The organism is Roseibium sediminicola, assembly GCF_023156505.1.
GTDB classification, from domain to species: Bacteria; Pseudomonadota; Alphaproteobacteria; order Rhizobiales; family Stappiaceae; genus Roseibium; species Roseibium sediminicola.
The window spans coordinates 24,591-37,478 of the sequence record NZ_JALNMJ010000005.1 but is presented as its reverse complement, the minus strand read 5'-3'; the positions used below and the strand labels follow the sequence as shown (position 1 = coordinate 37,478).

Here is a 12,888-nt window from a genome sequence, read left to right as displayed (position 1 = left end):
GGCTGGCCCTTCCTGCACTTTTGCTTCTTGAACTTGAGCCATTTGCATTCAAACCAAGACCAAATCCTAATTGTCCACAAACTCTAGGAATCGTTGCTTGATTGAACTCTGGCCAGAAGCGCTTCGACTTCCGGCAGGATTTTTTCGACGATGACCTCGACCCCTTGGGAGTTCGGATGCATGCCGTCGGCCAGATTGAGATCGGGATCCAGGGCAACGCCGTCGAGAAAGAAGGGATAAAGCAGGGCATCATGCGCCTTGGCGACATCCGCGTAGATGGGATCGAAGGCTTCCGCATAATCGGGCCCTAGATTACGTGGCGCCAGCATGCCGGCGAGCAGAACCTCGATGCCACGGTCGCGCAGCCGGCGTGTGATCTCCTCGATATTCTGGCGGGTCCCCTCCGGCGACAGGCCCCGGAGTGCGTCATTGGCGCCCAGCTCCACGATCACCGCGTCCGTGTCCGGCCCGACCGACCAGTCCAGCCGAGACAGGCCGCCGGTGGAGGTGTCGCCCGAAACGCCCGCATTGACGACCTCGACCGAATGCCCCTTTTCGGTCAGCGCAGCTTGCAGCTTTTCCGGGAATCCGTCGCCCGCGGGCAACTGGTAACCGGCCACCAGACTGTCCCCCAGCACCACGAGCTTCAGCGTCTCGGACCGGGCCGGGACACTGGTAAAGCCAATGAACAACAAGGCGAGGCAGGCAAGAAACCGGTTCACGGGAACTCTCTTTCAGGACTGGAAGACGCGTCACATCAGGCCCATATGGTCGCAGAGCGTTCCAAAGTCGAGGGCATGCATCTCTTCAGGAAGACGATCATGCGCCCGTTGTAAAGGTCATATGATGACAAAGTCACCTGCCATCACCCTCAAAGATGTCCACCTGACCCTCGGCGAGGGCGCCGGCCGGGTGCATATCCTAAAAGGGATCGACCTGGAGATCGAAAAAGGCACCTCTGTTGGTCTTGTCGGCCCCTCCGGATCCGGCAAGTCGACGCTTTTGATGGTCATGGCCGGCCTGGAGCGCGCCGACGCTGGCGCGGTCATTGTGGCCGGTTCCGAACTCGGCCCCCTGTCGGAAGACCAGCTGGCGCAGTTTCGAGGCCGCAATGTCGGCATCATTTTCCAGTCCTTCCATCTCGTTCCCAACATGACGGCTCTGGAAAATGTCGCCGTGCCCCTTGAACTCGCCGGCGATCCTGCCGCCTTCGACAAGGCCCGGGCCGAGCTTGAGGCCGTCGGGCTCGGTCATCGCCTGTCCCATTACCCGGCACAGCTTTCGGGCGGCGAACAGCAGCGAGTCGCCGTTGCCCGCGCGCTGGTGGTCGAACCGGAAATCCTGATCGCGGACGAGCCGACCGGCAATCTCGACGACGACACCGGCGCGCAGATCGTCGAACTGATGTTTGCCGCCCAGAAGGCCCGCAAGACGACGCTGGTGCTGGTCACCCACGATCCGGGCCTGGCGGCCCGCTGCGCGCGCATGATCCGCGTCCGGTCCGGCGAAATCGAGGAAGCCGTGGCCGATCGAACGGGCGTCTCGGCATGAGCGGTTTCGTGGCAGGAACCGGCCGAGCGGGCCAGCAGACCTTCCGACTTGCCGCCCGCTTTGCCCTCAGGGAACTGCGCGGCGGTCTCAGGGGCTTTTATATCTTCATTGCCTGTATCGCCCTCGGCGTTGCCGCCATTGCCGGCGTCACGTCCGTGTCGCGCGCACTGACGGAAGGCATTTCGCGGGAAGGACAGGCCATTCTCGGCGGTGACCTGTCGTTCCGGCTGATCCACCGGGAGGCCGACGAAGATGAGCTCACCTATCTTCAGGACCTCGGCTCCGTTTCCCGCGTTGCCACCATGCGCGCCATGGCCCGCCTTCCGGAAGCAGGTGACCAGGCGCTGGTCGAGCTCAAAGCCGTCGATGGCGCCTACCCGCTTTACGGCACGGTCGATCTGACGAGCGGCATGTCCCTTGAGGACGCCCTGGCTCAAAAGCACGGGCTCTGGGGCGCGGTGGCCGACCCAGCGTTGCTGGCAAGACTGGATCTTGCCGTTGGCGACACGGTGTCGCTCGGCCGCGGCACCGTCAGGATTGCCGACACGATCGCCGTAGAACCGGACAAGCTGGCCGGCGGCATGGAATTCGGTCCGCGGCTGATGATCTCCGATGCCGCCCTGCCCTCGACCGATCTCGTTCAGCCCGGCAGCCTGGTGCGCTGGCATTACCGGGTCCGAATGGATCCGGCGCCGTCACTCGAGCGCCTTGAAGGCGTGGTCGAAGACGCCCGCGGCGCCCAGCCGGATGCCGGCTGGCGTGTGCGCTCGCGCGCCAATGCCTCTCCGGGCCTGCAACGCAGCATCGACCGCTTTGCCCAGTTTCTGACCCTGGTTGGCCTGACCGCCCTCGTCGTCGGCGGTGTTGGCGTGGCTAATGCCATCCGCGCCTATCTGGAAACCAAGCGCGAGGTCATTGCCAGTTTCAAATGCATGGGCGCTACCGGGGGCTTTGTCTTCCAGGTCTATCTGGTGCAGATGCTGATCCTGGCCCTGATCGGTATCGCCATAGGCCTTGCCGTCGGCGCGCTGATCCCGTTTGCCGCCGCCGCGGCGCTTGCCGGTGTTCTGCCTGTGAAACTGGCCGCCAGCATCTATCCGGGCGAACTCGCCCTCGGCCTCGTCTACGGCCTCCTGACCGCGCTCGCCTTCGCGCTCTGGCCTCTCGGCCGGGCTCATGACGTGCCGCCGACGGCGCTCTTCCGCGACATCGTCACCGGCGGCACCAAACTGCCGCGCAAACGCTATCTGGCCGCCACCGCGGTGACCGTTGCCGTTCTCGCTGCGATTGCGGTGACGCTTGCCCATGACACACGCATGGCCGGCATCTACATCGCCGCCTCGGCCGGCGCATTTGTGCTACTGGTGCTGGTGGCCCGCCTGATCATGGCGGTCGCCCGGCGCCTGCCCACGGTGCGTTCCACGGAACTCAGGCTTGCGATCGCCAACATCCACCGCCCGGGAGCGCTCACGCCTTCCGTGGTGCTGTCGCTCGGTCTCGGCCTGTCCCTGCTGGTCGCGCTCGCCCTGATCGACGGCAATCTGCGCCGCGAGCTGACCGCAACCATCGCAGACAAGGCCCCGAGCTTCTTCTTTGTCGATATCCAGAGCCACGAGCGCGACGCCTTCGAAGCCCTGCTCAAGGCCGAAGCGGCCGATGCCGAGTTGCAAAGCGTGCCGATGCTGCGCGGCCGGATTGTCAGCCTGAACGGCATCGCTTCGGAAGATTTTGTACCTGCGCAGGAAGGCTCCGGCTGGGTCCTGCGCGGCGACCGCGGCATCACCTATGACGCCAGCCTGCCGAAGAATTCCAAGCTGGTGGAGGGGGACTGGTGGCCGCAGGATTATGCCGGTGTGCCGCTGGTCTCCTTTGACGCGGAAGCGGCGACGGATCTGGGCCTGACAATCGGCGACGAAATCACGGTCAATGTGCTCGGCCGGGAAATCACGGCGGAAATCGCCAATCTGCGCGATGTCGAATGGCAGTCGCTGGCCATCAATTTCGTCATGGTGTTTTCGCCCAACACCTTTGCGGGCGCGCCCCATGCCCACCTGATGACGCTCGGCTGGGCGGAGGACGTACCGGCGGAGTCCGAGCTGGCGCTCCTGAAGACCGTCTCAAATTCCTACCCGACGGTGACCGCCATCCGGGTGAAAGACGCCATTTCCCAGGTCAACGACCTTGTGGCTCAGCTTGCCTGGGCGATCCGGGGAGCCAGCTCGATCACGCTGATCGCCAGCGTGCTGGTGCTTGCCGGCGCGCTTGCCGCCGGGCACCGCAGCCGGATCTATGACGCCGTCATCCTGAAAACCCTGGGCGCGACCCGCACCCGCCTTATCCTGGCCTATGGTCTGGAATACGCCATCCTGGGTCTGACCACCGCCCTGTTCGCGCTGGTCGCGGGCGGTCTCGCGGCCTGGTACGTCGTCACCCAGATCATGGACGGCAGCTTTGTGCTGATGCCGGTAACGGCCGCCGGCGCCGCACTGGTCGCCCTGGTTCTGACGGTCGGCTTCGGCCTGATCGGCACCTGGCGCATCCTGGGCGAAAAACCAGCGCCGGTATTACGAAACCTCTGACAGGATGTATTCCTGGCGGGCGATGTCATATCGACAGGGCCTGTCAGGGAAAATTCATCTGGCGCAAGCAGTTTCCGTCAAACTTCAGCCCCGCGCAACTTGCATACTGAATTAATCTTGGCTATCCGGTTTGGGTCCGGACAAGATTGTTAAAGGGGCTTAGTTCATGTTCGATTTCACCCAAGGTTCTCGGTTGAAGAACTTTGCAAAAGCTGCGGTCGTTGCCGCGGCGGCCATTGTGTCGTTTGCGCCAGCCGCGACCGCCGAAAGCCCGTTTCATACCGGCGTCTGGCAACTGAACACGCCGGAAGGCACCCGCGGCCTGGTGGTCAGCGACTGGCTGGTCTTCGAGGACGGTCTTCCGAAGCGCTGGCTCTATCGCCGGGCCGGCACCAACGACGCCAACCAGTTCGACTTCTTCACCCGCACGATCAACGACAGCGGCTACACGCCGGTCGGCATCCGGGTCTATCGCACCGGCGACAATTCGATGAAATACACGCTGGCGCCGAAGGGCGAGGACCCGATCGAGATCACCGCCGAGCGCCTGTCGATCCCGAATTTCGAGAATTCCTGCCTCTCGGTCGAGAAAAAAGGCAAGCGCTTCTACGGCAACTGGACCGGCACGTCCGGTTCCAAGCTGAAGAAGCTGAATGTGCAGAAGTCGCGCCTGACGATCGACGGCGAGGCACGCAAGGTTGCCATCGAGGAAGTCCGCGTCGGCCGCATGGGCATCACGGAAGACGGCAAGCCGCTTGCCTTCCTGACCGATGCCGGCGGCGACTACGCTGTCCTGCAATGGTTCAAGCCGGGCGTGACGGTCGAGCAGATGCGCGACAAGGACACGGAAATCCTGGATTTCGCATCCGAGGAGATCGTGCGTAACCCGGGCGGCACCTGCGATCGCCAGATCGAATCCCGCCTGAAAGCGATGAAATAAGCGTGCTCTCTTAAGCTTGTTGGCATAAAATACGGCTCCAGGCCGCAAGATTACGAAATTTTCAGGTTTCGCATCTTGAGCTTGGGACCGTATTTTCCCATATGTTGAGGGAATTGTGTTGCAAGTGATGTCACCTGCAATATGTGGTTCAAGAAGGGGATTACCACGACCATGTCGACCTTTGACCGTCAATCTCAAGGCGTCTATCAGGCCGCCGGCACACGCGCCGAGGCCGGCATTGATCAGGGCCTTCGCTCTTATATGCTGGGCGTCTACAACTACATGACCATCGGCCTCGCGCTGACCGGTTTCCTGGCACTGGCAACCGCCATGCTGGCAACAACCACCGATCCGAACGCGGCTGCCGCAAGCCTCGGCAACGGTCAGATGCTGACCCAGCTCGGTGTCACGCTCTATGGCAGCCCGCTGAAATGGGTTGTGATGCTCGGACCGCTCGGAATGGTGATGTGGCTGTCCTTCCGCATCCAGTCCATGAGCGCCGGCTCCGCACGGACCATGTTCCTGGTCTATTCGGCCGTCATGGGCATCTCCCTGTCCTCGATCTTCCTGGTCTATACCGGCGGATCGATTGCTCGGGTGTTCTTCATCACGGCGGCTTCCTTCGGTGCGCTGAGCCTCTTCGGCTACACCACCAAGAAAGACCTGTCCGGTTGGGGTTCGTTCCTGTTCATGGGCCTGATCGGCATTATTATCGCTTCGATCGTGAACATCTTCATGGCGTCTTCCGCCCTGCAGTTCGCGATCTCCGTGATCGGCGTCCTGGTGTTTGCCGGCCTGACCGCCTACGACACTCAGCAGATCAAGGAAATGTACTATGAAGGCGACAGCAGCGAAGTCGCCACCAAGAAGTCCGTGATGGGCGCCCTGCGCCTCTATCTCGACTTCATCAACATGTTCCTGATGCTGCTGCAGCTGTTCGGCAACCGCGACTAAGCGCAGTTCTCAGAACACTCGAAAAGCCCGGCTCTGCCGGGCTTTTTTTTCGCCGGATATCGAAAACCCATCCGCGGTCATCCCGGCCAGGCGCAGCGCGAGCTGGGACCGGGGCACCAATGGCTTCTCGATTTGGAGTTTTTCAGACAGACCCCGGCTCTCCGGTCCCGGATCTCCGCTTCGCGTCGTCCGGGATGACGAGAGATAGGTTTGTTTAGGGAAACACAATAGAGCCCGCGGCCTGGCGGGTCGCGTCGCCGAACGCCACCTTCTCTTTGCGGGCAACTGCCTAGTCTCTCACACCTCGACGAGGCGCAGGTGCTTCTTTTTTTCCAGGACCCGCAACACCTGTGCGAGATCATGACCGCGCTTCAGGATCATGCCGCCTGCGGCGACCACCGAATAGGCGCCCTGGCGCCTGCCCAGTTTCGGATCCTTTTCAATCCGGTAAAGCGGCATTTCGGAGGAACGCCGGAACACGGAAAACACCGCCCGGTCCCTCAGGAGATCGATGGCATAGTCGCGCCACTCGCCGTCGGCGACCATGCGGCCATAAAGCCGCAGGATGGTATCGAGTTCACGCCGGTTGAAGGCAACGACAGGTTTGGAAGGGGGAGCCGGTTGGTGCTGCGGCGCCGGGCCCGTGCCCGCGCCGCGCTGAAACGCGCTCTCATCGGCTTCGCTCATTCCGCCTCCATTCCGTTTGCGGTTTCGCAGGAGGTGAGGGAATCGGAGCTGGCGATGCCTGTCACCTCCCTTTCATCTTGCGTTGTCTTTGGGGCAGATGGCAAGCCCACAGGCCGAGATTGGCACAGAGGTCCCCCGCGACCCGGCAATTTTGCGCATGAACGAACGGCGAAAAACGCAAAAAATGTACGTAACGGCACTTTGCCCCGAAACAATGACCAAATTTCCTTGATTTTGCCGCATTCCAGCCCTTGGCCAGCCATTTTGGGCACCCATATTAAGATCATACCCTGATGGGTACGACCCGATGATGCTTCGGAATGCATTAGCCCCCCAGCCCCCCGGGGCGTCACCAGGTCGGCCAGATTTAGTGAGTCAAACATCAGGGCAACTGAAGGGCCGGCACCACGCCGGCCCTTTTCATTTGCGGTTGTATGCGCCTCTGTATTTCTCGCAGGCCCTTATAGACGAAACGTCATTTTTCATCTGTGCAGCCGCGATTGCCTCTTCCCCAACCGGGGACTTGATGTATCCTTTTTCAAGGATGACTACGGACCTGATCGACCTGCGCGCGGCAAGATCCGCGGATTGCGACGCCCTAGCCGGCATTCACAGCGAAGCCTGGCTCGGTGCCTATCGAGGTGTATTGCACGGTGTCGACCTTCAGAAAATGATCAGCCGGCGCGGCAGCAGCTGGTGGCAGGGCGCCTTGGCGCGCGGCGTCGACATCAAGATCCTCAGCATCGCCAATATCCCTGCCGGCTACGCCACCTACGGCCCCTGCCGACTGCGCGGCACCGGCATGGAAGGCGAGATCTACGAGCTCTATCTGAAGCCGGAATATCAGGGACTCGGCTTTGGCCGCGCCCTGTTCGACCATGTCCGCGAGACCCTTCGCAACCGGAACATGCCCGGCCTCGCCGTGCAGGTCCTGAGCGACAACGAGCCCGCCCGCGCCTTCTACAAGGCCGTCGGCGGCCGGCTGGCCGCGAAATCCTGGTACCGTCTTGGTGGACGCCGGCTGGAATTGTCGATCTATGCCTGGCCGGGACCAGGCTCCTAGACGACGCGACCCGTCACCATTGCAAAGCGCCTGGATTGCCAAGGATCTGCGCCGGCTGGGAACAGTCGAAATTGCCCGCCATGGTGTCGGCGGCCTGACGGGCCAGAACATTGGCGTTGCTGTTGGCCTGGGCATCCACCCGGGCGATCTGGCAGGTGCCGCCACCCGGCTGCAGCTGGGTCACAATCAGGATGCTGCCGGTGCGCGCGCCGTCATCCAGGCTCGGAAACCAGCGCAGGATCGTGGCAAAGGGCACGCCGCCCCTGAGACGCCATTCAAGCGTCTCGTTGACCGTGTTGAAATTCGGCAGGGTTTGGCTGGCCGCTGGCTCGTCCGCCGCGAAAGGGCCGAAGGAGATGAACATGCGCAGGTCGCCCTCGGCAACATAAACCACCTGGTCCTTGTAGCCAGGGCATTGCCAGGCACCGGCAAAGGTGCCCTCATCGGACGCCGTTTCGACCTGGGTGCAATTCTGCAGCTGGATCTTGGTGTAGGCGCTGTCGATCCCGGCAGCGGCCGCGCTCGTGGCACATGGCAGAACTGCCAAGCCCGCGCTGGAAAGAAACGTCAGAGCCTTTGCGAACCAATTCATGCCTGTCTCTCCCTTTGCCGGCACCCGTGCAAAGAAGCCACGTTAATCAATTAGGTGCAACGCAATAATTAAGGGCTTGAACTTCCCGGTCGGGATTGCGATAGACGCTGCAACGAGCAACAGGAGTTTTTCAGATGCGTATCGACGCAGTGCCGATTGGCAAGAACCCGCCGGAAGACATCAACGTCATCATCGAGGTGTCTGTCGGCGGCGAGCCGATCAAATACGAAATGGATAAGGACGCCGGCGCGATGTATGTCGACCGCTTCCTCTATACCCCGATGCGCTACCCGGGCAACTACGGTTTCGTGCCGCACACGCTGTGCGGCGACGGCGACCCGATCGACGTCATCGTGGTCAACCAGCGGCCGATCGTGCCGGGTGCGATCATGAGTTGCCGTCCGATCGGCGTTCTCCTGATGGAAGACGAATCCGGCCAGGATGAGAAAATCATCGCGGTGCCCTCGCACAAGTTGAGCAAGCGCTACGACAACATCAACGACATCACCGACATCCCGGATATCACCATTGCCCAGGTGAAGCACTTCTTTGAACACTACAAGGATCTGGAACCGGGCAAATGGGTCAAGATCACCGGTGTCGAGGGTGTTGACGCCGCCAAGCGGCTGATCTCGGAATCGATCGTCCGCGCGCAGAAAGAAGCCGCCGAGTAAGCGCTTCTCTTGAAAGTTCCTGATTGAGGCCGTGGCCGCTATCTGTCGGCCGCGGCCTCAATGCGTTCCATGTCGTGATCCGACAGGCCGAAGTGATGGCCGATCTCATGGATCAGCACATGGGCGACCACGTCGCCCAGGGTCTCGTCCATGGCCGCCCAGTAATCCAGGATCGGCCTGCGGAACAGCCAGATCCGGTTCGGCATCTGCCCGGTCATGCGAACATCCTCGCCTTCCGTCAGGCCTTCGCCCTCGAACAGGCCCAGCAGATCGTGCGGATCCTCGATGCCGAGCGCGTCCAGGACATCGTCCGGCGCATAATCGGCCAGGCTGATCTGCAGATGGCCGCAGCGCAGCAGCAGGTCGTCCGGAAGACCGGCCAGGACCTCACTGGCCATGGCTTCGAAATCTTCCAGATCCGGTGCTTTGCGATCGGACCAGCCGCTGTGGCTGACCGGCCGGACGGATGCCATCCTGTTTCCCTTTTGCTTGATACCCTGAGCCTACAGGTAGGTGACGACGAGGTAAATCACTAGTCCAACGGCGAAAACAGCGCCAAGGCCACGGCCGATCCTTGTGCCCCAGACCTCGATTTTGTCGTCTTCATCCTTGTCGGCAGCGGCCATGTGGTTCTTGGCCCGGTCGGCCATGCGCACGAAAGTGGAACCGACAACAGTTTCGCTTTCCGCCTCCACGCGGCTAAGCGCGTGAAGGGCGTCCTGCCGCTGCTTCTCCTTGGGATGGTCCGGTTTGCTCATGCTTCGACAGTGACCTGTTTGTTGCCCTGTTTCAACTGGAGCGCGGCGATCAGCGCCAAACCGGCCAGCCCGGCGGAGGCAACGGCGTTCCAGCCGGCAAAGGACAGGCCGAACATGCGCCAGCTGGCTTCGGTGCAGCTGACCAGGCGAGTCGATTGCAGGGCCTGCAGCATGTTCGCCGCCGAGGTCGGTGCGCCGCCGCCGCCGCCGCAATCGGTCGGTCCCTGCCAGAAGTCCCATTCGGCGCCGGCCTGATAGACGCCAAGGCCCGAGCCATAGGCAAAGACGGCCGCAACGGCCAAAAGCACAAGCAGTGCCAGTCCGCTTCGGCTCATTGTCATGAGGATCAGCGCCAGCGCGGTCAGCGGCAGGCCGACATAATACGGCACCCGCTGTTCCAGGCACAGCTCACACGGCGTGTAACCGCCGATCAGCTGGAACCCCCAGGCGGTTGCGATCACCGCCAGTCCACCCACCAGCGCCAGACCCGTTGCGCTCTTCGCCATGCGATCAGGAGACATCAAATCCTCACTTCTCAAAGATATTTCAAAAGAACAAAACCGCCGACCAGCAACACCACAAATAGGGTGAACATGAGACCAAGCCGCTTCTCGATGAAATCCTTGATCGGCGGCCCGAAGAAGTAGAGCAGTCCGGAGACCACGCAGAAGCGAATGCCGCGCGAAATGACACTTGCCATGATGAACACCGGCAGACTGAGACCAAGCGCGCCCGAGGCAATGGTGATCACCTTATAGGGAAACGGCGTCAGGCCGGCGATGAACACAAACCACCAGCCATATTCGTGAAAAATCGCCTTGAACTCTTCGACGAACGCCATCTTGCCGTAAAAGGTCAGGATCGGCACAGCCACCTGCTCGAACAGGAACATGCCGATCAGATAGCCCAGAATGCCGCCGGCGACAGAGGTCAGCGTGCACAAAAACGCATACCACCAGGCCTTGTCACGCCGTGCGATCACCATCGGGATCAGCAGAATGTCGGGCGGGATCGGAAAGACCGAGCTTTCGACAAAGGAAACGGTGCCCAGCGCGGCAGGCGCGCGCGGTCCGGCGGCAAGGGACAGGGTCCAGTCGTAGAGGCGTCTCAACATGGCGCATCCCATAGCCGCTGCGCCGCAAAAAGTCATCCGTGGAATTCGGCGACATGCCGGTAAAGTGAACGGGAGCGCCAAGAACGCGCCAGCTCCGGCCGGGGCGGGTCACCCGACCTCAGGCCCGCATTCCCCCAGGGCAGATTTTCCGGCAGCATCTGTTACCATCCTCCTTGCGCCTGTCGTGGGCACACAACGGGAGGGAAAGATGAGCACCACCAGTCTGGCAATTGCGGTCACGGCACTGACCCTGATCGCGGCAGCACCCCAGGCAGCCCGCGCTCAGGAAATCGAGGCCGGAGGATCGATCAAGGTGACCCCGTTCGAGGCCCGCGGCATCAAGTTCTCGACCATCTATACGGTCGACGCGGATTTTGGCCAAAAGCACGGTGTTCCCGTGCCCGCCGCCTTCACCCTCGCCGCACCGCGCCGCGAGGCCCAGCAAATTCTTGCCCAGGCGAGGCCCTCCGGAGGTGGTCCGATCAAGATCTATTTCACCACCGACGACGCCGAAAAGCGCATTTTTTCCTCGCTCCAGATAGTCACCTTCACTCTGAAAACCGACGATCCGCAAAAACGGCTCGAGGTCGGCGACTATTTCGCCGTTGAGCTCTTGAAGAAGCTCGGCACCAACCCCGACACCACGCGGCTGAATGTCCGACGCAAGGTTATGATCGGCGATCTGCCGGCGGCCGAGATTGTCGGCAATTTTGTGAATGCGGACGGCGACCAGCTGCTTGTCCGCCTTGTCGCCCTGGCAAGACCGGACACGCGGGACGGCATCATCGGCATCGCCGTCGGCCACCCGCGCCAGGGCAGGATCAAGAAGGTGGAGGACATTTTCGAGACCAGCGCCTCGCTGGCTTTTGATACGGTGACGTTCAAATAGACGGACGCATCACGCGGCTTGAGGCCACCCATGCAAAGATGGCGGGCCGAACGGCCTGCAATGCCCGACAGTCACATTGGAATTTGTGCGGAAGATGCAGGTAAGAGGCAAAACTCCAGCCTGTCTGGCGCTCAAGCAGCCCGAAGGGCGGTAGCTCAAACGAAAGTGGTGCCCCCCGCCGGAATCGAACCGGCACTCCCGAAGGAACGGGATTTTGAATCCCGCGCGTCTACCAGTTCCGCCAGAGGGGCAACTGACACCGGAGAGGGTGCCTATCACGGGGCCTTGTCCGATGCAAGCGGATAGAGACGGGCGATCCGCACAGCCCGGCATTCGCACGCAGCCCCGCGTCGGCGTGACGTCTAAAAACTGCAAAACCAAATTCAGCTTCCCTTAACCCTAGACGGTAAAACCCTGCGCATTCTGGCCGGATCCAGCCGAAACCCGCCTAGATTTAAGAGCTTTGCAAGTCCTGCGCCGCCATGACCAAGGCAGGTAGAAATCGGGGAGACTCTTCATGTCACTGACAGACACGTCCGCACAGGTGAAACAGGCCAAACCGGCCGCTCGGGCAGATGGCGGGCAAGGACCGCTCTTTGTCATCGATCAGGTCGAGAAATCCCAGCTGGAACCGGCACCGATCCGCCCCGAATGGGTCCTGGAAGGCACTCCCCAGGCCATGTGCAAGCAGCTGTCCGGTCACAAGTTCGGCTGGGGCGATGCCTGTCACTGGTCCTGCACGGCCGGCAAGTTCCGTTGGCATTACGGCTGGGACGAAACAGTGATGTTCCTCGAGGGCGAGGTCACCATCACCGACGACAATGGCAATGTCTATCAGGGCAAACCCGGGACGTCACTGTTCTTTCCGGCCGGCACTTCCGCCGTCTGGGAGATCCCGGTCTATATCCGCAAGCTGGCCTTCAACCAGAAACCGGTGCCCTGGTACCTGCATTACCAGTCCCGGATCATCGAACGTTTGAAGGGCCTCGCTCAGAAGGTCACGGGCTGAGCCCAAACCGGGCCATGCACTTTCGCACGCCGATGAAATTGCTTAGTCGGCGAACAAAGGCGCAAATTGTGCGCGTTT

The 12,888-nt window shown here is 61.6% G+C and carries 15 protein-coding genes and 1 tRNA gene; 8 read left to right on the top strand and 8 right to left on the bottom strand.

Annotated features, from left to right (window positions below):
* Positions 1 to 83 precede the first annotated feature (83 nt).
* Positions 84 to 722, bottom strand: coding sequence for an arylesterase (locus tag M0H32_RS08955; protein WP_248153234.1), 639 nt, complete (start codon positions 720 to 722; stop codon positions 84 to 86).
* A 124-nt stretch (positions 723 to 846) separates the two neighbouring features.
* Here M0H32_RS08955 and M0H32_RS08950 point away from each other — a divergent pair, with 124 nt between their 5' ends.
* From M0H32_RS08950 to M0H32_RS08935, 4 genes are all read left to right on the top strand, one after another.
* Entirely contained in the window at positions 847 to 1,551 is a 705-nt protein-coding gene (locus M0H32_RS08950; RefSeq protein ID WP_248153232.1) for an ABC transporter ATP-binding protein, read from the top strand.
* Complete coding sequence (locus M0H32_RS08945; protein WP_248153231.1) at positions 1,548 to 4,130, top strand: ABC transporter permease; 2,583 nt, start codon at positions 1,548 to 1,550, stop codon at positions 4,128 to 4,130. The genes M0H32_RS08950 and M0H32_RS08945 overlap by 4 nt, the downstream gene beginning before the upstream one ends.
* A 166-nt stretch (positions 4,131 to 4,296) precedes the next feature.
* Positions 4,297 to 5,070 carry a hypothetical protein gene (locus M0H32_RS08940; protein WP_248153230.1) on the top strand — a complete coding sequence of 258 codons (774 nt, stop codon included), beginning with the start codon at positions 4,297 to 4,299 and terminating at the stop codon, positions 5,068 to 5,070.
* A 171-nt stretch (positions 5,071 to 5,241) separates the two neighbouring features.
* Positions 5,242 to 6,024, top strand: coding sequence for a Bax inhibitor-1/YccA family protein (locus tag M0H32_RS08935; protein WP_248153229.1), 783 nt, complete (start codon positions 5,242 to 5,244; stop codon positions 6,022 to 6,024).
* Between the two features lie 297 nt (positions 6,025 to 6,321).
* On the opposite strand, the gene M0H32_RS08930 is transcribed toward M0H32_RS08935, so the two are convergent.
* Positions 6,322 to 6,711 carry a DUF2794 domain-containing protein gene (locus M0H32_RS08930; protein WP_248153228.1) on the bottom strand — a complete coding sequence of 130 codons (390 nt, stop codon included), beginning with the start codon at positions 6,709 to 6,711 and terminating at the stop codon, positions 6,322 to 6,324.
* 526 nt (positions 6,712 to 7,237) lie between these two features.
* Between M0H32_RS08930 and M0H32_RS08925 the strand changes: the two genes are divergently transcribed.
* Positions 7,238 to 7,774, top strand: coding sequence for a GNAT family N-acetyltransferase (locus M0H32_RS08925; RefSeq protein ID WP_248153227.1), 537 nt, complete (start codon positions 7,238 to 7,240; stop codon positions 7,772 to 7,774).
* A gap of 13 nt (positions 7,775 to 7,787) precedes the next feature.
* On the opposite strand, the gene M0H32_RS08920 is transcribed toward M0H32_RS08925, so the two are convergent.
* Positions 7,788 to 8,366: a hypothetical protein gene (locus M0H32_RS08920; protein WP_248153226.1), complete on the bottom strand. Its 579-nt coding sequence runs from the start codon at positions 8,364 to 8,366 to the stop codon at positions 7,788 to 7,790.
* A gap of 134 nt (positions 8,367 to 8,500) precedes the next feature.
* Between M0H32_RS08920 and ppa the strand changes: the two genes are divergently transcribed.
* The gene (gene ppa, locus M0H32_RS08915) at positions 8,501 to 9,040 is read left to right on the top strand and encodes an inorganic diphosphatase (RefSeq protein ID WP_248153225.1); all 540 of its coding nucleotides are present in this window, start codon (positions 8,501 to 8,503) and stop codon (positions 9,038 to 9,040) included.
* A 38-nt stretch (positions 9,041 to 9,078) separates the two neighbouring features.
* On the opposite strand, the gene M0H32_RS08910 is transcribed toward ppa, so the two are convergent.
* From M0H32_RS08910 to M0H32_RS08895, 4 genes are read right to left on the bottom strand one after another with little or no spacing between them, the layout of a single operon-like run.
* Positions 9,079 to 9,513 carry a metallopeptidase family protein gene (locus M0H32_RS08910; protein ID WP_248153223.1) on the bottom strand — a complete coding sequence of 145 codons (435 nt, stop codon included), beginning with the start codon at positions 9,511 to 9,513 and terminating at the stop codon, positions 9,079 to 9,081.
* A 30-nt stretch (positions 9,514 to 9,543) separates the two neighbouring features.
* Positions 9,544 to 9,798, bottom strand: a complete 255-nt coding sequence (locus tag M0H32_RS08905) for a hypothetical protein (protein WP_248153222.1) — start codon at positions 9,796 to 9,798, stop codon at positions 9,544 to 9,546.
* Positions 9,795 to 10,319, bottom strand: a complete 525-nt coding sequence (locus tag M0H32_RS08900) for a disulfide bond formation protein B (RefSeq protein ID WP_248153220.1) — start codon at positions 10,317 to 10,319, stop codon at positions 9,795 to 9,797. The genes M0H32_RS08905 and M0H32_RS08900 overlap by 4 nt, the downstream gene beginning before the upstream one ends.
* 14 nt (positions 10,320 to 10,333) lie before the next feature.
* Complete coding sequence (locus M0H32_RS08895; RefSeq protein ID WP_248153219.1) at positions 10,334 to 10,912, bottom strand: YqaA family protein; 579 nt, start codon at positions 10,910 to 10,912, stop codon at positions 10,334 to 10,336.
* Positions 10,913 to 11,120: 208 nt separating this feature from the next.
* Between M0H32_RS08895 and M0H32_RS08890 the strand changes: the two genes are divergently transcribed.
* Positions 11,121 to 11,801, top strand: coding sequence for a hypothetical protein (locus M0H32_RS08890; protein WP_248153218.1), 681 nt, complete (start codon positions 11,121 to 11,123; stop codon positions 11,799 to 11,801).
* Positions 11,802 to 11,967: 166 nt separating this feature from the next.
* On the opposite strand, the gene M0H32_RS08885 is transcribed toward M0H32_RS08890, so the two are convergent.
* A tRNA-Leu gene (locus M0H32_RS08885) sits at positions 11,968 to 12,052 on the bottom strand.
* A 266-nt stretch (positions 12,053 to 12,318) separates the two neighbouring features.
* On the opposite strand from M0H32_RS08885, the gene M0H32_RS08880 reads away from it, so the two are divergent.
* Positions 12,319 to 12,810, top strand: a complete 492-nt coding sequence (locus tag M0H32_RS08880; RefSeq protein ID WP_248153217.1) for a cupin domain-containing protein — start codon at positions 12,319 to 12,321, stop codon at positions 12,808 to 12,810.
* The last annotated feature ends 78 nt before the right edge of the window (positions 12,811 to 12,888 follow it).